Source organism: Shimia aestuarii (genome assembly GCF_900114635.1).
GTDB classification, from domain to species: domain Bacteria; phylum Pseudomonadota; class Alphaproteobacteria; order Rhodobacterales; family Rhodobacteraceae; genus Shimia; species Shimia aestuarii.
The window spans coordinates 1-21,883 of the sequence record NZ_FOTQ01000018.1 but is presented as its reverse complement, the minus strand read 5'-3'; the positions used below and the strand labels follow the sequence as shown (position 1 = coordinate 21,883).

Below are 21,883 nucleotides of genomic sequence, written 5' to 3'. Positions count from 1 at the left end.
CTCGGGGATCATCGGCAGGTAAATGACGACGCGGTCGCCCTTGCGCACGCCCAGTTCCTCGAGAATGTTGGCAAAACGGCAGACGCGGGTGTGCAGCTGTTTATAGGTGATGTGCTGCGCCGCCTCGTTGGGATCGTCGGGCTCAAAGATGATCGCGGTCTGATCGGCGCGGGTCTCCAGATGCCGGTCGATGCAGTTGGCGCTGACGTTCAGCGTGCCGTCCTCGAACCACTTGATGTCGATCTCACCGGGCGCGAAGGACGTGCTCTTGACCTTGGTGAACGGCTTGATCCAGTCGATCCGCTTGCCATGCTCGGCCCAGAATGCCTCGGGATCGGCAATCGACGCGGCATACATCGCATCATAAGTCGCCCCATCCGCATGCGCGTGCGCAACAAGAGCAGATGACGGCGGGTAGGTTTTGTCGGACATGTTGGAGGCTCCCAAAGTGTAAGAATCTCGCCGAAAGGTATAATCCTCCCGGCGAGCTGTCATATTGGTAGATCTGATAGGATCATGGCGCAGGCTTATCAGATGGCAAGGTATTCGGCGCGCAGTTCCTCGTTGCTCAGCACCTCGTTCGCAGAGCCGTCAAAGACGATGCCGCCAGTGTCGAGGATCACCGACCGGTCCGCGAGCTCCAGCGCGCGCACGGCGTTCTGTTCCACGAGAATGGTGGTGATGCCCTGTTCCTTGATGATGCGCAGCGTCTTTTCGATCTCGTCCACGATCACAGGGGCCAGACCCTCATAGGGTTCGTCGAGCAGCAGCACCTTGATGTCACGCGCCAGAGCGCGGGCAATGGCGAGCATCTGCTGTTCGCCGCCCGAAAGGGTCACGCCCTCTTGCTTGCGGCGTTCGCCAAGGCGCGGGAAGAGTTCGTAAAGGCGGTCAAGCGACCAGCCGATGGGCGGGGCGATCTGGGCCAGCTGAAGGTTCTCTTCCACGGTCAGGCCGGGAATGATGCAGCGATCCTCGGGCACGAGCCCGATGCCTGCGGCGGCGGCCTCGTGGCTTTTCATGAGGTGCAGCGGCTGGTGATCGAGCCAGATCTCGCCATGCGTGACCTGCGGGCTGTCCATGCGGGCAATCGAGCGCAGGGTCGAAGTCTTGCCTGCACCGTTGCGGCCCAGAAGGGCCAGGATTTCGCCCTCGTGCACGTTGAACGAGATGTTCTGCACGATGTAGCTCTCGCCGTAGTAGCTTTCCATGTTCCAGATGGAGAGGAAGGCGGGGGCGGTTTCGGCCAGGTTGTGGCCCTTGGAGAAGTCTGGTTTGACGTTCATTTGGGTCTCTCCTGATTATGCCGTTTCGCCAAGATACGCTTCGCGTACCTTCGGGTTGCCGCGGATGTTTTCCGGATCGTCCTCGACCAGAGGCGTGCCCTGTGCGAGCACGGTGATCCGGTTTGCCAGCGAGAACACAACGTGCATGTCGTGTTCGATGATGGCGATGGTGATTTCACGCTCGTCGCTGATCTGCTTGAGGAGGTCGATCGTGTTGTTGGTATCGGCGCGGGCCATACCTGCGGTCGGTTCATCGAGCAGCAGCAGGCGCGGTTCCTGTGCAAGGCACATGCCGATTTCGAGACGGCGTTTGTCACCGCGCGACATCGAGGCCGAATGCATGTCTTTCTTGTCGGCCATGTTCATGTCGACAAGCATTGCCTCGGCTTTTTCCACGATGTCTTTTTCGGCCATCATGTTCTCGATGGCATGCATGCGGAACGCCCCGTCGCGCTTGGCAAAGCAGGGGATCATCATGTTTTCCATGACGGTGAGATCGCCAAAGATCTCGGGTGTCTGGAACACGCGGGAAATACCCATCTGGTTGATCTCGTAAGGGGTGCGGCCCAGAACCGACTGGCCGTCGAACATGACGGATCCGGTGTCGGGGATGAGCTTGCCCACGAGGCAGTTCAGGAGGGTGGATTTCCCGGCCCCGTTGGGGCCGATGATCGCGTGGACGCTGTTCTCTTTCACGGAGAGGTTGACGTCGCTCAGAGCCTGCAGGCCGCCGAACCGTTTGCCAACGTCTTTGACTTCAAGAATTCCCATGGTTCAGGTTTCCTTATTCTGCAGGTTCGGTTTTGGCGGCGTCGGCGTCTTTCTTGCGGGACAGCGCGCGCTTGATGCGCTGGCCGCCTTCGACAAGACCACCGGGCAGGAAGATCACGACGAGCATGAACAGGATGCCGAGGGTGAGGTGCCAGCCTTTGCCGATGAAGGGGTGGATAATGAAGACAACGAAGTCTTCGAGCCCATCCGGCAAAAACGCGAACCACTGGTGCAGGATGTTGTCGTTGATCTTCGAGAAGATGTTCTCGAAATACTTGATGAAGCCTGCGCCCAGAACCGGACCGATCAGGGTGCCGGTGCCGCCAAGGATGGTCATCAGGACAACTTCACCAGACGCGGTCCACTGCATGCGCTCGGCCCCGGCAAGCGGGTCCATCGCCGCCATCAGGCCACCGGCCAGACCGGCATACATGCCCGAGATCACGAAGGCCGCCAGCGCATAGGGGCGCGGGTTGAGGCCGGTGTAGTTCAGGCGGGTCTGGTTCGACTTGATCGCGCGCAGCATCATGCCGAAGGGAGACCGGAAGATGCGGATGGCAAGGTAGAAGACCAGCAGCAGGATGATGGCACAGAAGTAGTAGCCGTTGTTGAAAGTGAAGGACCAGGGACCGAGGTCGAGCTTGGCCGAACTGTTCATGACGATGCCGAAGAGATGCGGGCTGGTGGCCTCGTTGGCGCCCAGCAGGACCTGCGCGTCATCGGTATAGACCTGAAGGCCGGTTTCGCCGTTGGTGATCGGGGTGAGAACCGAATAGGCGAGGTTGAAAGACATCTGTGCAAAGGCCAGCGTCAGGATTGAGAAGTAGATGCCCGAGCGTCGCAGGGACACGTAGCCGATCAGGAGCGCAAAGAGTCCCGAGGTGATGATCGCCAGCGGCAGACCCCAGATCACGTTGTAATCCAGAAGCTTGTACATCCAGACGACCGAGTAGGAACCAATCCCGAGGAAGGCCGCGTGGCCGAAGGAGAGATAGCCGGTCAGGCCGAAGAGGATGTTAAAGCCGATGGCGAATATCCCGAAGATCACGAAACGCTGCATCAGGTCCGGATAGCCCGCGTTGAACTGCGCCATGGCGCTGCCTTCTGGGAAGGGGTTTAGGATGAAGGGGGCAAACAATGCGAGGATTGCCACCACGATCATGAGAGAAGTGTCTTTTTTGTTCAGTCCGAGCATGGCTTATTCCTCCATCACACCTTTGCGGCCCATGAGACCCCGCGGGCGGGTGAGCAGGATGATGATTGCGACAACGTAGATGATGATCTGGTCGATGCCGGGGATGAGCGATTTGATCTGGTTCATCGAGGCAAAGCTTTCCAGGATGCCCAACAGGAACCCGGCCAGCACGGCGCCGGGCAGGGAGCCCATGCCGCCGACCACCACCACGACGAAGGACAGCACCAGGAAGTCCATGCCCATGTGATAGTTTGGCGAATTGATCGGCGCATACATCACGCCCGCGATCCCGGCCACGGCGGCCGCGATGCCGAACATGATCGTAAAGCGTTTGTCGATGTTGATGCCCAGCAGACCGACGGTTTCGCGGTCGGCCATGCCTGCACGCACAACCATACCGAAGGTGGTGAACTGCAGGAAGGCAAACACACCACCGATGACGAGCGCGGCAAAGAAGAAATAGACCATGCGCCAGTAGGGGTAGATGATCACGTTGGGGTCATACCCGAGCAGAACGCCGAAATCGAATGAGCCCTTGAAGGCATCGGGCGCCCCGGTGGGGATCGGGTTGGCGCCGAAGAAATACTTCACGACCTCTTGCAGAACGATGGCCAGACCAAAGGTCACGAGGATCTGGTCGGCGTGCGCACGCTTGTAGAAATGCTTGATCAGGCCGCGTTCCATGATGAAACCGACGGCGATCATGATCGGGATGGAGAACAGGATGGCCAGCGGGACTGCCCAGTCGATGATCGCGGCGCCGGTTTCGGGGCCGAACCATTCCATCACGTAGGGGGTTTTCACCTTCAGCGGATTGCCAAGAAAGTCGGTCTTGGTCGGATCGATGGTCTCGAAGCTGAGGTTCAGGATTTTCGAAAGTGTCACGGCACAGAAGGCGCCGATCATGAACAGCGCGCCGTGGGCGAAGTTCACGACGCCCAGCGTACCGAAGATGAGTGTCAGACCCAGCGCGATCAGCGCATAGGCCGAGCCCTTGTCGAGCCCGTTGAGAATTTGAAGGATGATTGCGTCCATTGTCCCCACCCTGTTTTTTCATGGATGCTTTCCTCGGGAGAACACGCGCGTAGCATGGTCCGACAGCCGGGAAAGAAGGACCGGCCGCGCGGGTCGCGCGGCCGGTTTTGATGCAGAGCCTTAGGCGCCCGGGTTACAGGTGCCCAGGTTGCCACCTGCGAACATCGGGTGATCCGGTGCGTAGGTAACCTGTGCGGCCGGGGTAACTTCGACAACTTCGAGAAGGTCGAATTCCGAGGTCGGGTTCTCTTTACCGCGCACGACCAGAACGTCCTTGAAGCACTGGTGGTCTTCGGCGCGATAGAGAGTCGGGCCGTTGCCCAGACCGTCGAACTCGAAGCCTTCGAGCGCCTCGACAACACCGCAGGGGTTGAAGGTGCCTGCACGCTCACATGCGTCTGCATAAAGCAGGGTCTGACAGTAAACGGTGTGGGCGGCCTGCGACGGCGGGAAGCCGTACTTGGTGCCGAAGGACTTGACGAAGGCTTTCGACGCGTCGTCCTGCAGCGACCAGTGCCAGTTGGTCGACCCGTGAATACCCTTCACGTTTTCGCCGGCACCTTTCGCCATTAGGCGCGAGTAAAGCGGAACGACGATTTCGAAGTTCTTGCCGTTCACGACCTTGTCGCGCAGGCCGAACTGAACCGCGTTGGTCAGCGAGTTCACCATGTTGCCGCCGTAATGGTTCAGAACCAGAACGTCAGCACCAGAGTTCAGTACCGGTGCGATGTAGGACGAGAAGTCGGTCGCGGCCAGCGGGGTGCGGACCTTGTTGACGGTCTTCCAGCCCATGGCCTCGGTTGCGGCAGCGATCGACTCTTCCTGGGTCCAGCCCCAGGTGTAGTCGGCGGTCAGGTGATAGGCGTTACGGTCGGTGCCATAGAGGTTCTTGAGCACCGGCGCGAGGGCCGCACCCGACATGTAGCCGTTGAAGAAGTGACGGAAACCGTTGGCCTTCTTGTCTTTGCCGGTGGTGTCGTTCGAGTGGGTCAGACCCGCCATGAAGATGACGCCTGCTTCCTGGCAGAGGCCCTGAACAGCAATGGCCACGCCCGAAGACGAGCCGCCGGTGATCATCACGGCGCCGTCTTTTTCGATCATCGACTTGGCCGAGGCGCGCGCCGCGTCCGATTTGGTCTGGGTGTCGCCGGTGACGAACTCGACCTTCTTGCCCAGGATACCGTTGCCCGAAAGCGCCTTGGACGAGAACGTGTTCATCATGCCGCCGTCGCCGCCACCGTTGAGGTGCTCGACCGCGAGTTCATAGGCGCGCAGTTCGTCTGCGCCTTCATCCGCGTAGGGGCCGGTCTGGGGCACGTTGAAGCCCAGAGTCACGCTCGAACCGGTCGGTTCGTTGGTGTAGGCGGCCGCCGACGACGCGGTAAAAATGGTCGGAAGCGCAACGCCGGCGCCTGCAACTGCACCGGTCTTGAGCACGCCACGACGTGTCATAGTGGTTTTGGACATGTAATCCTCCCGTTTGGTGAAATGCGTTACGGGCCTCCTCAAACCCGTACGCGACGCACTTTTGTGCAAATTCATTATCGTGGCGGTATCGAAAATTTCGCAACAACTGGCTTCAAAGAAACAATTTTTTTGTAAAGTAATTCGCAACACTACCGTATACAATGTAAAGAAATTATTCTGCGGCGCGGAAAGTCGTTGAATCTAGCAGGGAAAACACCATGGTCCGCGACACTTTGACAGGCAGCCGGATTCGAGAGCGCCGGGTGATGGCCGGACTACGTCAGGCCGAGCTTGCGCGCGAAGTGGGAATATCGGCCTCGTATCTCAACCTGATCGAGCACAACCGCCGCAGAATCGGCGGCAAACTGCTCGTAGACATTGCGCAAGTGCTGGGGGTGGAGGCGTCTTTGCTGTCCGAAGGGGCGGAGGCCGCCGTGATTGCCACGCTGCGTGAGGCGGCGGCGGATTCGGGCTCGGAAGCGCAGGAGCTGGACCGGATCGACGAGTTTGCAGGGCGGTTTCCGGGGTGGGCGGCGTTGATTGCGGAGCAGCATCGCAAGCTGGGAAGCCTTGAACGTACGGCGGCCACGCTGACCGACCGGCTGACCCATGATCCCCACCTTGCGACCTCGATGCACGAGATGTTGACGATGGTGACGGCGATCCGGTCGACGGCGGGCATCCTTGCGGAAACCAAGGAGATCGAGCCGGAATGGCGCAACCGGTTCCACCGCAACCTCAACGAAGACAGTCGACGTCTTGCGGAAAGCTCGCAGCGGTTGGTGGCCTATCTGGACGGGGCGGGGGATGCCGGGGCCAACCTGACGCTGCCGCTTGAGGAAGTGGAAGCGATGATGACGGCGCACAAGTTCCGGTTTGACGCACTGGAAGGGGCCGGAGACGAAGACTTACGCGCGTTTCTGCGCGAACAGAAGGAGCTGACATCGCGCGCGGCACGTGATCTGGCGGAAACGGCCCTGCGGCAATTGCGGGCAGATGCGCGAATACTGCCGCTGGACGAGATGCGTGCAACCGCCGCGGATGGACAGGTTGATCCGATTGCCGTCGCGCGCGCGTTCCGGGCCGGGTTGCCGGCGGTGCTGCGCCGCCTTGCGGTGTTGTCGGATGAGATCCTGCCCCAACCCCTGGGGCTGGTGATGTGTGATGCGTCCGGAACGCTGATGCTGCGTAAACCCATCGAGGGGTTTCCGCTACCACGGTTTTCGGCAGCCTGCCCGAAATGGCCCCTGTTTCAGGCCCTGTCGCGCCCGTTGCGACCGCTGCGCCAACGGGTCACGGTTACGGGGCGAGACGCGCGCCAGTTCGACTGTTATGCCGTTACGGAACCCGTCGGGACGCTGGAGATGAATGTCGATCCGCTTTATCACAGCTATATGCTGATCGTTCCGGTGGATGGTTCGCAGGGTGAGGGCCGCGAAGTCGGGTCCACCTGTCGGGTCTGCCCCAGCCAGAATTGCGAGGGGCGGCGGGAGCCTTCGTTGCTGACGACAGGCATTTGACCTTGGCATTTTGTGACGGGCCGCTAAGAATACGTGAAACGCCGTAAGAATAACGGGCGTGTATGGAGGGGAGAATGCATGGGGAAGAGCGTTCTTCTGATTGAAGACGAACCAAATATCATCGAGGCGATCAGTTTTATCCTGTCGCGCGATGGCTGGACAGTGGCGACCCATTCGAATGGGCATGATGCGGTGGGCGTGGTGGAAAGCACCTTGCCGGACCTGATCATTCTCGACGTGATGCTGCCGGGAAAAAGCGGTTATGAAATCCTGCGGGAAATCCGCGAACTTCACGAGACGCAGGGTATTCCCGTATTGATGCTGACCGCGCGCGGTCAGGTCAAGGATCGCGAGATGGCCGAGCGCGCCGGGGCCAGCCGCTTCATGACCAAGCCGTTTTCGAATGCCGAAGTGCTGGAGGCGGTGCGCGAATTGGTGGTCCGGTGAACGAGCGGCGCAAATCCGTTTTTCTGGAACGCCAGAGTTACCGGCGGCGGCGGTTGGTGGACACGATCCGAATTTTGCCCGTGGTCGGCGCATTGCTTTGGTCCGTACCGCTTTTGTGGCCGACCGGAGAAGAGAGCGGCGTGGCCACGTCTGACGCGATTGTCTATGTCTTTGTCGTCTGGTTCGGGCTGGTGGTTTCCGGTGCCTTCCTTGCGCGCGCCGTCGCAAAAGGCAATGTCGGGGAAGACCCGGAGGAGTCGTGATGGGGACGCTCAACATCCTTGTCGCGGTCTGCCTGATCTATGTGATCTTTCTGTTTCTGGTGGCCTTTGGCGCGGAGCGCGCGGCGATGCGTGGCAAGGGCGGGTGGCTGCGTTCGCCGCTGGTCTATACGTTATCGCTGTCGATCTATTGCACCGCCTGGACGTTCTATGGTGCGGTGGGGTATGCGGCCCGTTCCGGGTTGGAATACCTGACCATCTATATCGGTCCGTCGCTGGTCATGATCGGTTGGTGGTGGGTGCTGCGCAAGCTGGTGCGGATCGGGCGTGCGCAGCGCGTGACGTCGATCGCTGACCTGATCTCGTCGCGCTATGGCAAGTCGAACCTTCTGGCCGTCGGGGTGACGGTGTTGGCCGTGATCGGGACAACGCCTTATATTGCGCTGCAATTGCAATCGGTTACCGTGAGCTTTGCGGTGTTTTCAGACGCCTATGAAGCCAGCGTGCCCCTTCAGAGCCAGGAAAGCAACGCCCTTTTGGTGGCGGCGGGGCTGGCGTTGTTCACCATCGTGTTCGGGACCCGCAATCTGGATGTGAACGAACGTCACCACGGGGTTGTCATGGCGATTGCCGTGGAAGCCATCGTGAAGCTGTTTGCGCTTCTGGCGGTGGGGGCCTTCGTGGTTTGGGGCATCGGTGGCGGGGTGACGGAAATCCTGCACAGGATCGACACATCCAAGATCGGCGCGTGGCAGATCGAGGGCGACCGCTGGGCGGCGCTGGTGTTCCTGTCGGCGGCGGCTTTCCTGTGCCTGCCGCGCATGTTCCAGGTGATGGTGGTGGAAAACGAGGATGAAGGCCATCTGCGCACCGCGTCCTGGGCCTTTCCTGCTTATCTGATGGTGATGAGCCTGTTCGTCGTGCCAATCGCCGTTGTCGGGCTCGACATGATGCCTGAAGGCTCAAACCCGGACTTCTTCGTTCTAACCGTGCCGCTGGCCACCGGAAATGACGGGCTGGCAATGCTGTCGTTCCTTGGCGGGTTTTCAAGCGCGACGTCGATGGTGATCGTGGCCGCGCTGGCGCTGTCGACCATGGTGTCGAACCATATTGTCATGCCGATCTGGCTGAGCGTGACCGGGGGTGGGGCAAGCGTGTCGGGCGATGTGCGTCACGTGGTCCTGTTGTCGCGGCGGATTTCGATCGGGGCCGTGGTGACGCTGGGCTATCTCTATTTTCGCCTCTCGGGCGGCGGCTCGGCGCTTGCGTCAATCGGGTTGATCTCTTTTGCGGGTGTGGCGCAGTTCCTTCCGGTTTTGCTTGGCGGGATCTTCTGGCGCGGGGCGACACGCACCGGTGCGTTTGCCGGGCTGACGGTTGGATTCCTGATCTGGGCCTATGCCTTGTTGCTTCCGAGCTTCGGCACCGGGGTACTGATTTCGCAGGAAGTGCTTAATAACGGGCCGTTCGGCATAGGCTGGCTGCGCCCGCAGGCGTTTTTCGGGATTACGGGCATGGACCCGCTGGTGCATGCAATCCTGTGGTCCATCTCTCTAAATACGTTGTGTTTTTACATAGCTTCGCTGGTCGGGTTCCCGTCGCCGCTTGAACGTCTGCAGGGGGCGCAATTCGTGAATGTGTACGAACATAGCTCCAATCCGCAAAGCTGGAGCGGCAGCCTTGCCCAGAGTGAAGACCTGATGGTGATGGCGCAGCGGATTCTGGGCGCGCGCGAGGCGCAGGAACTTTTCGAGCGCGAGGCGCGGCGACAGGGCGTCAGTGGATTGTTGCCAGAGCCGAGCCCTGATTTCCTGCAGGTGCTGGAGCGGGAGTTGTCCGGTTCGGTGGGGGCGGCCACGGCGCATGCGATGATCGGGCAGATCGTCGGGGGGGCATCGGTATCTGTGGAAGACCTGATGGCGGTGGCCGACGAGACCGCGCAGATGATGGAGTATTCTTCTCAGCTTGAGGCCAAGTCCGAAGAATTGACCCGGACCGCCCGGCAGTTGCGGCAGGCCAATGAGAAACTGACCCAGATTTCCGAACAGAAAGACTCGTTCCTCAGTCAGGTGAGCCATGAATTGCGCACACCGATGACGTCGATCCGGGCGTTCTCGGAAATCCTGAGGGACAGCGACCTGTTGAGCGAGGCGGAGAAGGTCAAATATTCCTCGATCATCCATGACGAGGCGATCCGGTTGACGCGATTGCTCGACGACCTGCTGGACCTGAGCGTTCTGGAAAACGGGCAGGTGAACCTGAACGTGCAGACCGGGCAGCTTTCCGAGGTGCTGGATCATGCGATTGCGGCGGCGCTCACCGGGGGCGGGCCGGACAGACTTGAGGTCAACCGGCGGCGTGCGCGTGAACATGTGTGGTTGTCAACCGATCTGGATCGCCTGAGCCAGGTCTTTATCAACCTGATCAGCAATGCGCAGAAATATTGCGATGCGGACCAGCCGTCCCTGTCGATCCTTGTCGGGCGACGGGATGGTGCGTTGATCATTGATTTCATTGACAACGGCAGCGGTATTTCCAAGCAGGATCAGGCGGTGATCTTCGAAAAATTCGCCCGCGTGGGCGAGCAGAGAGCAAGCGGCGCGGGGTTGGGGCTGGCGATCTGCCGGGAGATCATGGCGCGGCTTGGCGGCGATATCGACTATCTTCCGGGGCAGGGTGGGGCGGCGTTTCGGGTGAGCCTGCCGGGGGCGCTGGCCGTCGCGGCACAATAAACCCGGCTTTCGGCGCGGGTATCAATCCATTTGTAACCTTCTGGCGGCTAGCATGGCGTGACGCGGTCGGGAATGGACGACCGTCACGGAAAACGGCGCAGAGATGACTGATACGAAACCGGCCTCAATACTGAAACGCAAAGCCAACGAGGGGCGTCAGGATCACCTTGCGCGGTCTATGCCGCCGGAAAAGGCATTGCGGCTGGCGCTTGAGAGGGCGGCGCAAAAGGGGCTGGGGCTCGCGCTTGAAGTCAAAGGCGTGCGGCGTCTGAAGGTGATGCATGAGGATCTGTCGGGGCACCTGGATGGCGCGGCGCTTCTGGCGGTGCTGGATGGCGCGGACGGAGAACCGGCCGCGCTGACAATCGAACCGCAGGTATTGGCCGGATTGGTCGAGCATCAGACCATCGGGCGCGTGGTGAACCGCCCGGCGGCAGGGCGATTGCCAACGCGGGTGGACGCTGCCCTGGTGACGCCGTTCGTGGATGAGGCGCTGACCCGGTTCGTGGCGTTGCTGGAGAGCGAGGGCGCGGCGGTGCCCTGGTTGCAGCGCTATCGGTTCGGGGCCATGGCTGCAGGGCCGCGCACCTTGTCTCTGGCGCTGACGGCGCATGAATACCACTTGTTTGAATTCGAGGTTTCGCTGGGCACGGAAGCTCGGCAGGGAAAAATGGTGTTCGGGTTCCCGCAATGCCGGATCGTCAAGGAGACGGGTGGTTCCGGGGAAGAGAGCAGGGAGGAGCTGGCGAAGTTTCGCAATGGGGTCAAGCAGGCCCCGGCGGAAATGCGCGCGGTGCTGGCCCGTGTGACCCTGCCCATCACCGAGCTTCAGGCGCTTGCGGTGGGGGATCTCTTGCATGTTTCGGGTGACGCCTTGCGGGAAACTGTCCTGGAAAGCGCCGCAGGTGGTGAAGTCGCTCGGGTGCAATTCGGACAGGTCAACGGAATGCGGGCGGTCAGGCTGCGTGGGACAATGAGCGCAAAGGCCCCGCCAGAGCCGGATGAAAGCGGGTTTGTCGAAAGCGCGCCCGCTGGGCCAAGTGCGGAAGAACTGGAAGAGATGCTCGCTGCGGAAACGGCGCTGGATGCACTTTTGCCCCCGGTCGAAGAAGGGGATGACGGATCAGTAGACGATCTCGACGATTTTGACGATCTGGACGAGCTGATCCGGCTGAGTGCGGATGACATTGGCGATCCGACTGCACTGGTCGATCTGGGCAACCGTGCCACGGGGTCCGGTTGATCGGGGCATGCATCCGGGCCCTTGGGGGGGCTTTGATCCGACGTGTATTCCCGGAGAGGTGGGATGGCTGGGGAGAGCAAGGCGGAGCTGTCGCGCGTGTTCGGGGCCGGTACGCGCAGGTTCAGGCCCCGGGTAAGCTTAGCCGCGTGATGCGATGGCCGTAAGCGTGGGGGCCAGCCCGGAAAGGTCGTAGCCCCCTTCGCGCGCCGCGTCCAGAAGAGCGTCAACAGGTGTATCGGTGGCGTGGGACAGGGCCCAGCAGATCGTGCTGCGCGTGCCCGAGCGGCAATAGGCGAGCACCTTGCCTTCCGCGCTTTCGAGGCCTTCGCGCTGAAGGGTCTGGCGGTCCGGTGTCATGGTGTCCATGGTCAGCGGATTGGCGATATAGCGCAATCCGGCGGCGCGGGCGGCCTGTTCCATGGCATCGGACGCCTGGTCCGCACCGACCTCCTGGTCGGGACGGTTGTTGATCACGAGCGTGAAGCCCGCCTCGGCCAAGGCGGGCATGTCGGCCGCATCGATTTGCGGCGCGACAAAGTAGCGGGGGGTAATCTGGCGAATATCCATGAACGGTGATTACTCGGCGGGCACCGCCGTGTCCAGTTGCGAGCGCACCATCGGGGCAAAGCCAAACCCGGCCAGCATGGCGAGGAAGAAAACCCAATGGGGCCAGCCGCCATAGCTGAGCGAGGCAACCGCCGGTCCGGGGCAAAGCCCGGCAAGGCCCCAGCCTGCGCCGAACATCACCGATCCGAGGATCAGGTTGCGCCCGAGACGTGGCTCTGGCGGGGTCGGGAATTCTCCACCCACGATGGGCTTGCGTCCGCGCGTGAACGCCCAGGCTGCCGCCATCGGCAGGATCGCCCCGCCCATGACGAAGGCGAGCGTGGGATCCCAGTTGCCGAAGACATCCAGCCAGCCCTGCACCTTGGTTGTGTCGGTCATGCCCGAGATGAAGAGACCGGCCCCGAAGAGACCGCCGGCGATGAAAGCAAAGATCAGGCGCTGCATCAGATCACCCCCAGAATGTGACGGAAAAGGACGACGGTCAGGCCGCCAGCCATGATGTAGAACACCGTGGCCACGATTCCGCGCAGGGAAAGGCGCGAGATACCACAGACCCCATGACCCGACGTACAGCCATTGGCGATACGTGTTCCAACCCCGACCAGAAGCCCGGCCACCACGAGAACGGCGATATTTTCCGAAGCGTGGGTTGAAAAGGGGCGATAGAGCGGTTTGAGCAGGATCGGCAGCAGAAAGACCCCCGCCAGAAAGACAAGACGTTCGGCGGCGGAGTTCCAGCCGCTGCGGTCCACGAGACCGCCCAAGATACCGCTGGCGCCCATGATACGGCCATTGGCCAAGAGATAGACGGCGCCGCCAAGACCGATGGTGAAGCCCCCGATAAGGCCCCAGATCCAATCGACGGGGATATTTTCCAGCATCGCGTTTCCTTTCCCTGAGATGCAATGGCCCCGCCGCCCTGTTCGCGGGGCAGGCGGGGCCGGTTCGTGAGTGGTCGTTTAAAGCTTGTTGACCGGAACTTTGAGGAAGACGTCGCCTTCTTCATCGGGTTCAGGCATCTGGCCCGCGCGCATGTTGACTTGCAGCGAGGGGATGATCAGCTTGGGCATGTCCAGCGTTGCATCGCGTTCATCGCGCATCTTGATGAAAGCGTCCTTGTCCTTGCCTTCGCCGACATGCACGTTGGCGGCCTTTTGTTCGGCCACGGTGGTTTCCCATGCGTATTCATCGCGCCCGGGTGCCTTGTAGTCATGGCCCACGAAAATGCGGGTCTCATCTGGCAGCGCGAGAATCTTCTGGATCGAGTTGTAGAGTGTTTCGGAGGAACCGCCCGGGAAGTCGCAGCGCGCTGTGCCGAAATCGGGCATGAAGAGCGTATCGCCCACAAAAGCGGCATCCCCGATGACATAGGTCAGGCAGGCGGGTGTGTGACCCGGCGTGTGCAGCACGTCACAGCGCATCTGACCAATCATGATGCTGTCGCCTTCGGTGAAGAGCTCGTCAAACTGGGAGCCGTCCCGCTGGAACTCGGTGCCTTCGTTGAAGACCTTGCCGAACGTGTCCTGCACGACAGTGATGTTCTTGCCGATACCGATCTTGCCCCCGACCTTTTCCTGGATGTAGGGCGCGGCAGAGAGGTGGTCGGCGTGCACATGGCTCTCAAGCAGCCATTCGACCTTGAGGCCGTTCTTCTGAACATGCGCGATGATCTCATCGGCCGATTTCGTATCCGTGCGACCCGACGAGTAGTCGAAATCCAGCACGGAATCGATGATGGCGCAGGACGTGCCGGCGGGATCTTTTACGACGAAAGAGATGGTGTTCGTCGCATTGTCAAAAAAAGCTGTTACGTCGGGTTTCATGTCGAATCCTCCATTTGTCAGCGAACATATATTATTTTGTGCATATGTTGCAATAGGCGGTTTTCTGGATTGCCGCAGCGGTGGCGGGGTTGACTTGAATCAAGGCTGGTCGTCGTGGGGTGTGCCACGATACCGCGACCTCAGAAGGAAGATGAAATGACTGATTTTTCAGCACAGAAGCAAGCCTTGTTGAAGCGGCTTGGAGAGTTGGACGAACGTTTGCACCTGATTGAGGCCGAACTGGATGCGCCGCATTCCAAGGATTGGGAGGAAATGGCGGTCGAGCGGGAAGGCGATGAGGTGCTCGAAAGCCTTGGGCAGAGCGGGCAGGATGAGATTCTGCGTATTCGTGCAGCACTCCAGCGTTTGCGTGATGGAGAATACGGCATTTGCGCCCGTTGTGGGGACGATATTTCCGAGGAGAGGTTGAAGGTCGTACCGGATGCCCCTTTGTGTAAGACCTGTGCGAGAGCCGTGAGCGGCTAGGGCAGGCGTGTTTTTTGGCGGGAGCGAGGGGCGACCGCGTCATATTTTGGGAGGAAGATTTAATGACGAATGTTGAGGAATTGCTGGTCAGGGCCAGCGAGATTGAAGGGGCGATTCATGGTGCGACCGGCGATGACCGGTATAATCTGCACCAGCAGTTGCACCGTACATTGGAAAATATCCGCCTGCGGGGCGGGCGGGTGCCGGGGCACCTGCGCAAGCTGGACCTTGATCTTGTCGAGGAGGAAATTGAGGCCAGTTTCGACAATATGCCGATCTGAACCAGAAACCTTGGCAATCGCAATTCGGGGCACGCTCTTGGTTGGAGCGTGCCTTTTCTTTTGCGAACAGGCAGGCCAACAGGCTTGCGTGGTGGCGTGGGGGCGCTAAGGTTTTATGGTAACTGCCGGACGACAGGGCCGGGTACTGAATGGAGCATGGCGCTGACGGTCGGGTACGAAGTAGATGAGGGTGTCGCGGTTCTGAGCTTGCAGAACCCGCCCGTGAATGCGTTGGGGATCGCGCTGCGTCGCGATCTTTTGGCGGCGTTTGAAACCGCTTTGGCAGACAGGTCCGTCAGGGTGATTGTCCTGATCGGGCAGGGCAAGCTGTTCTGTGCGGGGGGGGATATTTCCGAATTTGGCAAGCCCTTCAAAGCACCATGGGTGCCGGAGCTTTTCAATACTGTGGAACAGTCGACAAAGCCGGTGATCGCGGCCATTCACGGCGCGGCGCTTGGCGGGGGGATGGAGCTCGCGCTGGCCTGTCATTACAGGGTCTGTGAAGCACGGGCGCGGATTGGGTTTCCGGAAGTCTCTCTCGGGTTGCTGCCCGGTGCCGGCGGGACGCAACGTGCGCCGCGCCTGTGTGGAGCGGAGACGGCGCTTGAGCTGATGATAACCGGGAAGTCCGTCGCTGCGGGTAGTGGTGCGGCACGGGTGTTTTTTGACCTGATCGTGAAAGAAGGGCTGCGCGAGGCGGCCATGACCTTTGCGCAGCGTTTGGTCGAGAAGGGGCTGCCCGTGCGTCGCACACGGGATGCGCGCAATGGGTTGAAGGATGCGGCGGCCTATCAGACGGCGATTGCGAAATGGCGGAAACGCCTTGGAAAAGGTGGCGCCGAGGCGCCGGGCGAGATCCTGCGCTGTGTCGAGGCGGCGGCGCTGTTGCCGTTCGACGTGGGGATGGCGTTCGAGCGCGCAGCCTTTGATACGCTTGAGCAGTCGGAAACTTCGCGCGCGCTGCGACACGTGTTTTTTGCCGAAAACAAGGTCGCCAAGATACCGGAAGCCAAGGCTGGACACGCCCGCGCGTTGGAGCAGATCGGCGTGATCGGCGGGGGCACGCGCGGTGCCGGGCTGGTTGCGTTGAGCCTGATGGCGGGGTTCGAGGTCGTGCTGGTGGAAAAGGACGCACCGTCGCTGGCGCGGGCGTTGACCCGGTTGCGCCGCCTCTTGGACCGCGCGGTTTCGCGGGGACAATTGAGCGCGCTTCGAAGAGACGGGATCGAGGCGCTGTTGCATGGCAAGACAGACATGGTGGCCCTATCCGAAGCGGATCTGGTGATCGTGGCAGCTGGGGGCGATGCCTTGGAGCAGGGCCAGATATTTGCCCAACTCGATGCGGTTGTGAAGGACGGGGCGGTATTGGCCTCGGCTTCTCCCTTTGCGGATATTGGTGCGCTTGCCGAAAGGACGGGGTGTGCAGAAGACGTTCTGGGGCTGCATTTCAGCCTGCCGACGCAGATGTCGGACCTTGTCGAAGTTGCCGTGGGTCCGGCCAGCGGAGCAGATGCGGTAGTGACAGCGACGACCTTCGCCCGCAAGCTCGGCAAGGTTCCGGTACGCGTTCTCGGGGTGCCGGGGCGGATTGGCGGGCGGTTGATGGCGGCCTACCAGGCGGCGGCGGACCGGCTGGTGATGTCGGGGGCTTTGCCCCAGGAAGTGGACCGGGCCATGCGGCGCTGGGGCATGGCGTTGGGGCCTTATCAGTTGGCGGATGTAATGGGTCTCGAGCGCGTGCTTGCCCGGCAGGAGGAATGTGGCCATGACAGGCGCGTGGCGCTGTTGCGGGCGTTGATCAAGGACGGGCGGCTTGGGCGCAAGACATCGAAGGGCTGGTATCGCTACGACGCTGATGGCGGGCGTGTTGACCCTGAAGTGGCGGCGATGATTGCCAGTTTGCGCGGGCAGACGGGCGGCGGCTCATTTCCCGACGAGTCGGATATTCAGCGTCTGTGTCTTGCCGCGATGGCGAACGAGGGTGCGCGTATGGTTGAAGAGGGCCACGTCATGCGCCCCGGTGATATCGATGTTGCGATGATCCGTGGGTTTGCATTCCCAAGATGGCGCGGCGGGCCGATGCAGGCTGCGGACAGCGCCGGGTTGCTATCCTTGCGCAACCTGTTGCGGACTTGCGCACAAGACGGCGACGCGTTCTGGCGTCCCGTCAACCTTTTGGACGACCTGATCAAGAATGGCCGGCATTTCAGTGACCTGAACGGTTGAACCGTGCTGGCCCGCGAAAGTCAGCCGAAGGAAATTCCCACGATCACGATCATCAGGCCAATCACCGACAGGAACAGCGCGCCCATATTGAGCGGCACGACCTTTTGTACGGCGGCGCGCAATTCTTCGTCGCTCAGCCCCGCGCGGCGGGCCTTGTTGACCTTTACGATGGACAGGATCAACCCCAACAGACCAAAGAGAGACACCGCTGCGCCCACCCAGACTAACCATTCCATCGCAGTTATCCTTGTCCATTGCGTTGCGCAGGCCCTAAAGGAAGCGCCTGTTTTGCGCAAGAGGGCGGGTTTTCGCGATTTCCTTGCGAGCATGCGCAACAGTGCTTGCGGGTCGTTCGGGGGGGCGCTAGGTTGCGGCCTCATTGTCAGCCTACAAACCCTTCAGGAGTGCCCATGGACGAGTCCTCGACCGATGCCAGCTACCGCGTGACCGCCAATGAATTGCGCCAGTTCATCGAGCGTTTTGAACGGCTTGAGATGGAAAAGAAGGATATCGCGGATCAACAGAAAGAAGTGATGGCCGAAGCCAAGTCGCGTGGCTATGACACCAAGGTGATGCGCAAGGTCATAGCGCTGCGCAAGCGCGACAAGGATGACATCGCCGAGGAAGAGGCGGTTTTGGAAATGTACAAGGAAGCATTGGGCATGAGCTAAAGCCCTTGTCGGTTCCAAACACGAAGAAACGCGCTCTTTGGGGCGCGTTTTTTATTTGGGCAATAAATGTCAGGGGGTGATCAGGGTTACACCGGGTATGCGTTCGATCTGGAACACGTCTTCGTCATAGGCTTCGGTCAGCGTGTCGATCAGGTCTTCGGTCCAGCCCGGTAGATCAAGCTCTTCCTCGAGTTCATCTTCGAGCGCGAATTTGTCAAGGAAAGCCGCGATGACACGACGTTTCTGAATCTCGGTCAGGCCAGGACGCGTTGAGACATAGTCGCCGAACCGGCGAATGCCTTCTTCGGACATGATATCGCTCAGAAGATCGGTGCTGCCTTCGAGCGCAACCGTGGGGTCGAGCCCGGCGAGTTCGCGCATGACCTCTTCCCAGATCAGGGGGGTGTCTTCGTTGCACCAGACTGTTACCGGCACATGGGGAAGCGCCTCGCGCATCCGCAAGACCAGCTCTGACCAGCGCAGGGACATCGGCACCGATCCATCGGTTGCTTCTTCGATCGTTTCAACCGGGCTGCCGTTCACTATGGCCGGCAGGAAGGTGGCGGGATCCCGTATGGCAAGGAAGATTTCGAGCTGGTCCGGCTGGAACAGTTCGTCGATATAGGTCAGACGTTCACCGGCGGTCGGGTAAAGCTGATCGTTGCGGATCACGCCGCGCGGTACGCCGAAGAGATTGCTGTTGGAGAGCACGATGCGATCCGGGGTCATGTCCGGGGACATGTTGGCAAGCAACTGCGCGCGCGCGTCTGCGGGCGGGGTGCCGCCGCGATCGGTGTTCAGCAGTTCGCGGATCTGGCGGCGATATGAAGAAGGTGCGGGGATCGCAATGCCCTGAGAGGCCAGAGCCTCGGTGTTTTTGCCGAGGCTCTTGATGAGCTTGTCGTCATCAGTGAAATGGGCTCCGACGTGGAGGGCAACCTGCATGTGTCTCTGGCTGTTCTTCTTGTGTGGTCGACATCATTATATCTTCGTTTCTGGACAGTGAAACCAGATTCAGGCAATTGAGGGGCGATGAAACAAATCGACACACATTTGCGCCGCTCAGGGATGCCGCGTCTCGGGTTCAGCCCCTGGTCTGCCGGGGCGCTGGCGATTGCCGTTATCGTGGTTGCCCCGATCCTCGCCGTTTTCTGGATGGCTTTTCATCCGGCGGACAATATCTGGCCGCATCTCTTGTCGACGACGCTGCCGCGCTATTTGCGCAATACGATCGTTTTGATGGTGTCGGTCGGGTTTTTCGCGGCAAGTATGGGGGCCGGCGCCGCCTGGCTGGTGACGCGCTACCGGTTTCCCGGCGTTGGCTGGATTCAATGGGCATTGCTGTTGCCGCTGGCGATCCCGGCCTATGTCGGGGCCTATGCGCTGGTTGATTTCCTTGAATATGCAGGTCCGGTGCAAACCGGGCTGCGCGCCCTTTTCGGATGGGAGACGGCACGCGATTATTGGTTCCCGGAGATCCGGTCGATGGGCGCGGCGGTGATTGTCCTGTCGGCAGCCCTGTTCCCCTATGTCTATATCCTGTCGCGCGCGGCCTATCGCGAACAGTCCGGCGAGGGCGAGGAAGTGGCCCGGTCTCTGGGGGCCGGGGCGTTGGCACGGTTCTGGCGGATCGGTCTTCCGCTGGCGCGCCCCGCGATCGCAGCCGGGTCGGCCATCGTGATGATGGAGACGGTCAACGATTTTGGCACGGTGGATTATTTTGCGGTACAGACCCTGACCACGGGTATTTTCAGCGTCTGGCTGGAGAGCAACAACGCAGGGGGCGCCGCGCAGCTTGCCACAGTGGTGCTGGTGCTGGTCATTCTGCTGGTCACGCTGGAAAAGACCAGCCGCCGCAAGATCCAGTTTTTCAGCCTGTCGACGCGCCACCGTCCGCCCACGCAGACACAATTGCACGGGATTTGGGGCTGGATCGCCACGCTGGCCTGCCTGATTCCGTTCCTCATAGGCTTTGTTCTGCCTTTCAGTGTGATTCTGGGGCATGCGATAGACAATGCGGAGCGCTGGACCGACCCAGAACTTGCGCGCGCCCTGTGGAACACGGTCCGAGTCGGTGGAATTGCCGCCATCGTGACGGTTCTGGCCGGGGTGTTTCTTGTCTATGGGGTGCGCTTGTCCGGAAAGACGCTGCCACGGCTGCTGCTGCCATTGACGACGATTGGTTATGCCGCGCCGGGGGCTGTCCTGGCGGTCGGTATCCTGATCCCGCTCGCGGTATTGGATCACAAGCTTGCCGATGCCATCGAGGCGATGACGGGCGGTTATGCAGGGCTGATCCTGACGGGATCGAGCTTTGCGTTGGTGCTGGCTTACTGTGTGCGCTTCTTTGCCATAGCGCAGGGGGCGGCGGACGGCGCCATGGGCCGTGTTTCTCCCAGTCTTGCGATGGCGGCCCGATCACTCGGGCGCAGCAAGGGCCAGACGCTTATAGAGGTCTATTACCCGCTGATCCGAGCTTCCATTGGGTCGGCGCTGCTTCTGGTTTTTGTCGATTGCGTCAAGGAATTGCCGGCCACGATGTTGTTGCGCCCCTTTAATTTCGACACGCTGGCCACGCGGGTGCACGATCAGGCAAGCCTTGAAAACCTTGGCGACGCGAGCCCCGGAGCGGTGATGATTGTGCTGGTGGGACTGGTTGCGGTTGGTTTGCTTGCGCGGGCCAACCGATGAACATTTTGCACTTGCGGGGGCGGATTTTTCCGCTTAAATCGCCCCTCAGTGCCCCTATAGCTCAGCTGGTAGAGCAACTGATTTGTAATCAGTAGGTCCGCGGTTCGAGTCCGTGTGGGGGCACCACTTTTTACATAAATAGCAATGACTTACGCGGGTATCGGTGCGTCCTGAGTGTGGGTGATTTGCTATCCGGAAGCATATCGGAAGCAGAGAAATCACCAAATCGGAGAGTGACGATTCTGCATCGCTTTTGATTTCTGGCTACGAACATCTTGCCGCGAAAGTATGTTGTCTGCGTGGCACCTGGGATTTGCGCACGCAGTCGTTTCGTTCACTAGGGAACGGCGCTCGATCCTACTAGTCGCATGGCGTCTGATTTGTCGGGCCTAAACTGTTCACGATAAGCTGTTCTTCTGTAAATAGGGCGGAAAACGGAAGTTCGCTGCGCAAGTCGTGAGAGTCAACTATCGAACAGACTGCTGACGCTCGCGCTACCTAAATCCAATGGTTACTCCCGTCAGCTACAATTCAATAGCGCCTCTTGGTTGGAAGAGGCCTTGACCAACACCGTCGCTGAATTCTCGTTTACCGTCGCCCTTAGATAGCTAGGTTGATACTTCAATCGGAGCTGCGACCTCAACTGCTACCGGCGTGTACAGATCGATTTCCACTTCGGGTGCCCGCACTGAAACGATCAAACTATACCGGGTTTGTGCATCGAATTTGCCGAGGTACGAACGTTCTTTCCACCAGCCAGTTCTAGGAAAAACTGCAACCACATTTGCTTCGGCTGCTTCTGCGGCGGTCAATTCAACCCAGTCGCGATGGATTGAGCCTCGCGTGCGTCCGTTTTGGGTTCCGACTTTCCAGTCTACACTCCCGCCTCCATAGTCTGAGGTGCCCCTAGTTTCCTAGACACCTGCCTTTTCCAGTTTGAGCTGTCGTTCTTCGAAGTCAACGGGCGACAGCATGCCGTTGTTCGTATGTTTGCGCTTTGGGTTGTAGAACAGCTCGATGTATTCAAAGACATCTCGCCGGGCTTCCTCGCGCGTCCGGTATTTCCGGCGTCTGACCTTTTCCCGCTTCAGGAGCTGAAAGAAGCTCTCAGCCACTGCGTTATCATGGCAATTGCCCCTGCGGCTCATTGAATGTTCCAGATTGTGTTCGCGCAGGAATGCGGCCCATTCACGGCTGGTGAACTGGGCGCCTTGGTCGGAG

23 protein-coding genes and 1 tRNA gene are annotated in these 21,883 nt (G+C 60.3%); 11 read left to right on the top strand and 13 right to left on the bottom strand.

What is annotated here, in order from left to right; all coding sequences use genetic code 11:
- The 6 genes from BMZ35_RS20125 to BMZ35_RS20100 all read right to left on the bottom strand — a co-directional run.
- The coding region (locus BMZ35_RS20125; RefSeq protein WP_165610147.1) for an acetyl-coenzyme A synthetase N-terminal domain-containing protein at nucleotides 1-432 on the bottom strand (432 nt) is incomplete at its 3' end.
- Between the two features lie 98 nt (nucleotides 433-530).
- Nucleotides 531-1,286, bottom strand: coding sequence for an ABC transporter ATP-binding protein (locus BMZ35_RS20120; protein WP_093097112.1), 756 nt, complete (start codon nucleotides 1,284-1,286; stop codon nucleotides 531-533).
- 15 nt (nucleotides 1,287-1,301) lie between these two features.
- A complete protein-coding gene (locus BMZ35_RS20115) occupies nucleotides 1,302-2,057 on the bottom strand; it encodes an ABC transporter ATP-binding protein (protein WP_093097110.1) in 756 nt (251 codons plus the stop codon).
- A 13-nt stretch (nucleotides 2,058-2,070) separates the two neighbouring features.
- Nucleotides 2,071-3,252 carry a branched-chain amino acid ABC transporter permease gene (locus tag BMZ35_RS20110; protein ID WP_093097107.1) on the bottom strand — a complete coding sequence of 394 codons (1,182 nt, stop codon included), beginning with the start codon at nucleotides 3,250-3,252 and terminating at the stop codon, nucleotides 2,071-2,073.
- 3 nt (nucleotides 3,253-3,255) lie between these two features.
- Nucleotides 3,256-4,287, bottom strand: coding sequence for a branched-chain amino acid ABC transporter permease (locus BMZ35_RS20105; RefSeq protein ID WP_093097104.1), 1,032 nt, complete (start codon nucleotides 4,285-4,287; stop codon nucleotides 3,256-3,258).
- A gap of 120 nt (nucleotides 4,288-4,407) precedes the next feature.
- Nucleotides 4,408-5,754, bottom strand: coding sequence for a substrate-binding protein (locus tag BMZ35_RS20100; protein WP_093097102.1), 1,347 nt, complete (start codon nucleotides 5,752-5,754; stop codon nucleotides 4,408-4,410).
- Nucleotides 5,755-5,972: 218 nt separating this feature from the next.
- On the opposite strand from BMZ35_RS20100, the gene BMZ35_RS20095 reads away from it, so the two are divergent.
- The 5 genes from BMZ35_RS20095 to BMZ35_RS20075 all read left to right on the top strand — a co-directional run bounded on the left by BMZ35_RS20095 (nucleotide 5,973) and on the right by BMZ35_RS20075 (nucleotide 11,917).
- Nucleotides 5,973-7,274: a helix-turn-helix domain-containing protein gene (locus BMZ35_RS20095; RefSeq protein ID WP_093097099.1), complete on the top strand. Its 1,302-nt coding sequence runs from the start codon at nucleotides 5,973-5,975 to the stop codon at nucleotides 7,272-7,274.
- Between the two features lie 78 nt (nucleotides 7,275-7,352).
- Complete coding sequence (locus BMZ35_RS20090) at nucleotides 7,353-7,721, top strand: response regulator transcription factor (protein WP_093097097.1); 369 nt, start codon at nucleotides 7,353-7,355, stop codon at nucleotides 7,719-7,721.
- Nucleotides 7,718-7,984 carry a hypothetical protein gene (locus tag BMZ35_RS20085; protein ID WP_242654880.1) on the top strand — a complete coding sequence of 89 codons (267 nt, stop codon included), beginning with the start codon at nucleotides 7,718-7,720 and terminating at the stop codon, nucleotides 7,982-7,984. The genes BMZ35_RS20090 and BMZ35_RS20085 overlap by 4 nt, the downstream gene beginning before the upstream one ends.
- Nucleotides 7,984-10,674, top strand: coding sequence for an ATP-binding protein (locus BMZ35_RS20080; RefSeq protein WP_093097092.1), 2,691 nt, complete (start codon nucleotides 7,984-7,986; stop codon nucleotides 10,672-10,674). Before BMZ35_RS20085 ends, BMZ35_RS20080 begins: the two co-directional genes overlap by 1 nt.
- Nucleotides 10,675-10,777: 103 nt before the next feature.
- Entirely contained in the window at nucleotides 10,778-11,917 is a 1,140-nt protein-coding gene (locus tag BMZ35_RS20075; protein WP_093097089.1) for a FliM/FliN family flagellar motor switch protein, read from the top strand.
- A gap of 138 nt (nucleotides 11,918-12,055) precedes the next feature.
- Here the strand turns inward: BMZ35_RS20075 and BMZ35_RS20070 are convergent, their stop codons facing one another.
- The 4 genes from BMZ35_RS20070 to BMZ35_RS20055 all read right to left on the bottom strand — a co-directional run bounded on the left by BMZ35_RS20070 (nucleotide 12,056) and on the right by BMZ35_RS20055 (nucleotide 14,307).
- Complete coding sequence (locus BMZ35_RS20070) at nucleotides 12,056-12,484, bottom strand: protein tyrosine phosphatase family protein (RefSeq protein WP_093097087.1); 429 nt, start codon at nucleotides 12,482-12,484, stop codon at nucleotides 12,056-12,058.
- A 9-nt stretch (nucleotides 12,485-12,493) separates the two neighbouring features.
- The gene (locus tag BMZ35_RS20065) at nucleotides 12,494-12,928 is read right to left on the bottom strand and encodes a DUF6691 family protein (RefSeq protein ID WP_093097084.1); all 435 of its coding nucleotides are present in this window, start codon (nucleotides 12,926-12,928) and stop codon (nucleotides 12,494-12,496) included.
- Entirely contained in the window at nucleotides 12,928-13,353 is a 426-nt protein-coding gene (locus BMZ35_RS20060; protein ID WP_093097115.1) for a YeeE/YedE family protein, read from the bottom strand. The genes BMZ35_RS20065 and BMZ35_RS20060 overlap by 1 nt, the downstream gene beginning before the upstream one ends.
- 90 nt (nucleotides 13,354-13,443) lie before the next feature.
- Nucleotides 13,444-14,307, bottom strand: a complete 864-nt coding sequence (locus tag BMZ35_RS20055) for an MBL fold metallo-hydrolase (protein WP_093097082.1) — start codon at nucleotides 14,305-14,307, stop codon at nucleotides 13,444-13,446.
- A 156-nt stretch (nucleotides 14,308-14,463) separates the two neighbouring features.
- Between BMZ35_RS20055 and BMZ35_RS20050 the strand changes: the two genes are divergently transcribed.
- The 3 genes from BMZ35_RS20050 (at nucleotide 14,464) to BMZ35_RS20040 (ending at nucleotide 17,300) form a co-directional block, all read left to right on the top strand.
- Nucleotides 14,464-14,793: a TraR/DksA family transcriptional regulator gene (locus BMZ35_RS20050; protein WP_093097079.1), complete on the top strand. Its 330-nt coding sequence runs from the start codon at nucleotides 14,464-14,466 to the stop codon at nucleotides 14,791-14,793.
- Nucleotides 14,794-14,855: 62 nt separating this feature from the next.
- Nucleotides 14,856-15,074: a hypothetical protein gene (locus BMZ35_RS20045; RefSeq protein WP_093097076.1), complete on the top strand. Its 219-nt coding sequence runs from the start codon at nucleotides 14,856-14,858 to the stop codon at nucleotides 15,072-15,074.
- A 156-nt stretch (nucleotides 15,075-15,230) separates the two neighbouring features.
- Nucleotides 15,231-17,300 (top strand): enoyl-CoA hydratase-related protein, encoded by a 2,070-nt coding sequence (locus BMZ35_RS20040; protein ID WP_093097074.1) that lies wholly within the window; start codon nucleotides 15,231-15,233, stop codon nucleotides 17,298-17,300.
- 20 nt (nucleotides 17,301-17,320) lie between these two features.
- On the opposite strand, the gene BMZ35_RS20035 is transcribed toward BMZ35_RS20040, so the two are convergent.
- Entirely contained in the window at nucleotides 17,321-17,536 is a 216-nt protein-coding gene (locus BMZ35_RS20035; protein WP_093097071.1) for a hypothetical protein, read from the bottom strand.
- A 174-nt stretch (nucleotides 17,537-17,710) separates the two neighbouring features.
- Between BMZ35_RS20035 and BMZ35_RS20030 the strand changes: the two genes are divergently transcribed.
- Nucleotides 17,711-17,971 (top strand): DUF2312 domain-containing protein, encoded by a 261-nt coding sequence (locus BMZ35_RS20030; RefSeq protein WP_093097069.1) that lies wholly within the window; start codon nucleotides 17,711-17,713, stop codon nucleotides 17,969-17,971.
- A gap of 69 nt (nucleotides 17,972-18,040) precedes the next feature.
- Here the strand turns inward: BMZ35_RS20030 and BMZ35_RS20025 are convergent, their stop codons facing one another.
- Nucleotides 18,041-18,916 carry a hypothetical protein gene (locus BMZ35_RS20025; protein ID WP_093097066.1) on the bottom strand — a complete coding sequence of 292 codons (876 nt, stop codon included), beginning with the start codon at nucleotides 18,914-18,916 and terminating at the stop codon, nucleotides 18,041-18,043.
- Between the two features lie 87 nt (nucleotides 18,917-19,003).
- Between BMZ35_RS20025 and BMZ35_RS20020 the strand changes: the two genes are divergently transcribed.
- A complete protein-coding gene (locus tag BMZ35_RS20020; protein ID WP_093097064.1) occupies nucleotides 19,004-20,662 on the top strand; it encodes an ABC transporter permease in 1,659 nt (552 codons plus the stop codon).
- A 50-nt stretch (nucleotides 20,663-20,712) separates the two neighbouring features.
- Nucleotides 20,713-20,788 (top strand) — tRNA-Thr (locus BMZ35_RS20015).
- Nucleotides 20,789-21,576: 788 nt separating this feature from the next.
- On the opposite strand, the gene BMZ35_RS20010 is transcribed toward BMZ35_RS20015, so the two are convergent.
- The coding region (locus BMZ35_RS20010) for an IS3 family transposase (RefSeq protein WP_165610146.1) at nucleotides 21,577-21,883 on the bottom strand (307 nt) is incomplete at its 5' end.

Coding starts and splice junctions, on each gene's coding strand:
- BMZ35_RS20090 (WP_093097097.1), top strand. CDS start 7,353: ATGGGGAAGAGCGTTCTTCTGATTGAAGACGAACCAAATATCATCGAG.
- BMZ35_RS20110 (WP_093097107.1), bottom strand. CDS start 3,252: ATGCTCGGACTGAACAAAAAAGACACTTCTCTCATGATCGTGGTGGCA.
- BMZ35_RS20115 (WP_093097110.1), bottom strand. CDS start 2,057: ATGGGAATTCTTGAAGTCAAAGACGTTGGCAAACGGTTCGGCGGCCTG.
- BMZ35_RS20055 (WP_093097082.1), bottom strand. CDS start 14,307: ATGAAACCCGACGTAACAGCTTTTTTTGACAATGCGACGAACACCATC.
- BMZ35_RS20025 (WP_093097066.1), bottom strand. CDS start 18,916: ATGCAGGTTGCCCTCCACGTCGGAGCCCATTTCACTGATGACGACAAG.
- BMZ35_RS20045 (WP_093097076.1), top strand. CDS start 14,856: ATGACGAATGTTGAGGAATTGCTGGTCAGGGCCAGCGAGATTGAAGGG.
- BMZ35_RS20065 (WP_093097084.1), bottom strand. CDS start 12,928: ATGCAGCGCCTGATCTTTGCTTTCATCGCCGGCGGTCTCTTCGGGGCC.
- BMZ35_RS20030 (WP_093097069.1), top strand. CDS start 17,711: ATGGACGAGTCCTCGACCGATGCCAGCTACCGCGTGACCGCCAATGAA.
- BMZ35_RS20095 (WP_093097099.1), top strand. CDS start 5,973: ATGGTCCGCGACACTTTGACAGGCAGCCGGATTCGAGAGCGCCGGGTG.
- BMZ35_RS20075 (WP_093097089.1), top strand. CDS start 10,778: ATGACTGATACGAAACCGGCCTCAATACTGAAACGCAAAGCCAACGAG.
- BMZ35_RS20120 (WP_093097112.1), bottom strand. CDS start 1,286: ATGAACGTCAAACCAGACTTCTCCAAGGGCCACAACCTGGCCGAAACC.
- BMZ35_RS20080 (WP_093097092.1), top strand. CDS start 7,984: ATGGGGACGCTCAACATCCTTGTCGCGGTCTGCCTGATCTATGTGATC.
- BMZ35_RS20105 (WP_093097104.1), bottom strand. CDS start 4,287: ATGGACGCAATCATCCTTCAAATTCTCAACGGGCTCGACAAGGGCTCG.
- BMZ35_RS20100 (WP_093097102.1), bottom strand. CDS start 5,754: ATGTCCAAAACCACTATGACACGTCGTGGCGTGCTCAAGACCGGTGCA.
- BMZ35_RS20040 (WP_093097074.1), top strand. CDS start 15,231: ATGGCGCTGACGGTCGGGTACGAAGTAGATGAGGGTGTCGCGGTTCTG.
- BMZ35_RS20050 (WP_093097079.1), top strand. CDS start 14,464: ATGACTGATTTTTCAGCACAGAAGCAAGCCTTGTTGAAGCGGCTTGGA.
- BMZ35_RS20020 (WP_093097064.1), top strand. CDS start 19,004: ATGAAACAAATCGACACACATTTGCGCCGCTCAGGGATGCCGCGTCTC.
- BMZ35_RS20070 (WP_093097087.1), bottom strand. CDS start 12,484: ATGGATATTCGCCAGATTACCCCCCGCTACTTTGTCGCGCCGCAAATC.
- BMZ35_RS20035 (WP_093097071.1), bottom strand. CDS start 17,536: ATGGAATGGTTAGTCTGGGTGGGCGCAGCGGTGTCTCTCTTTGGTCTG.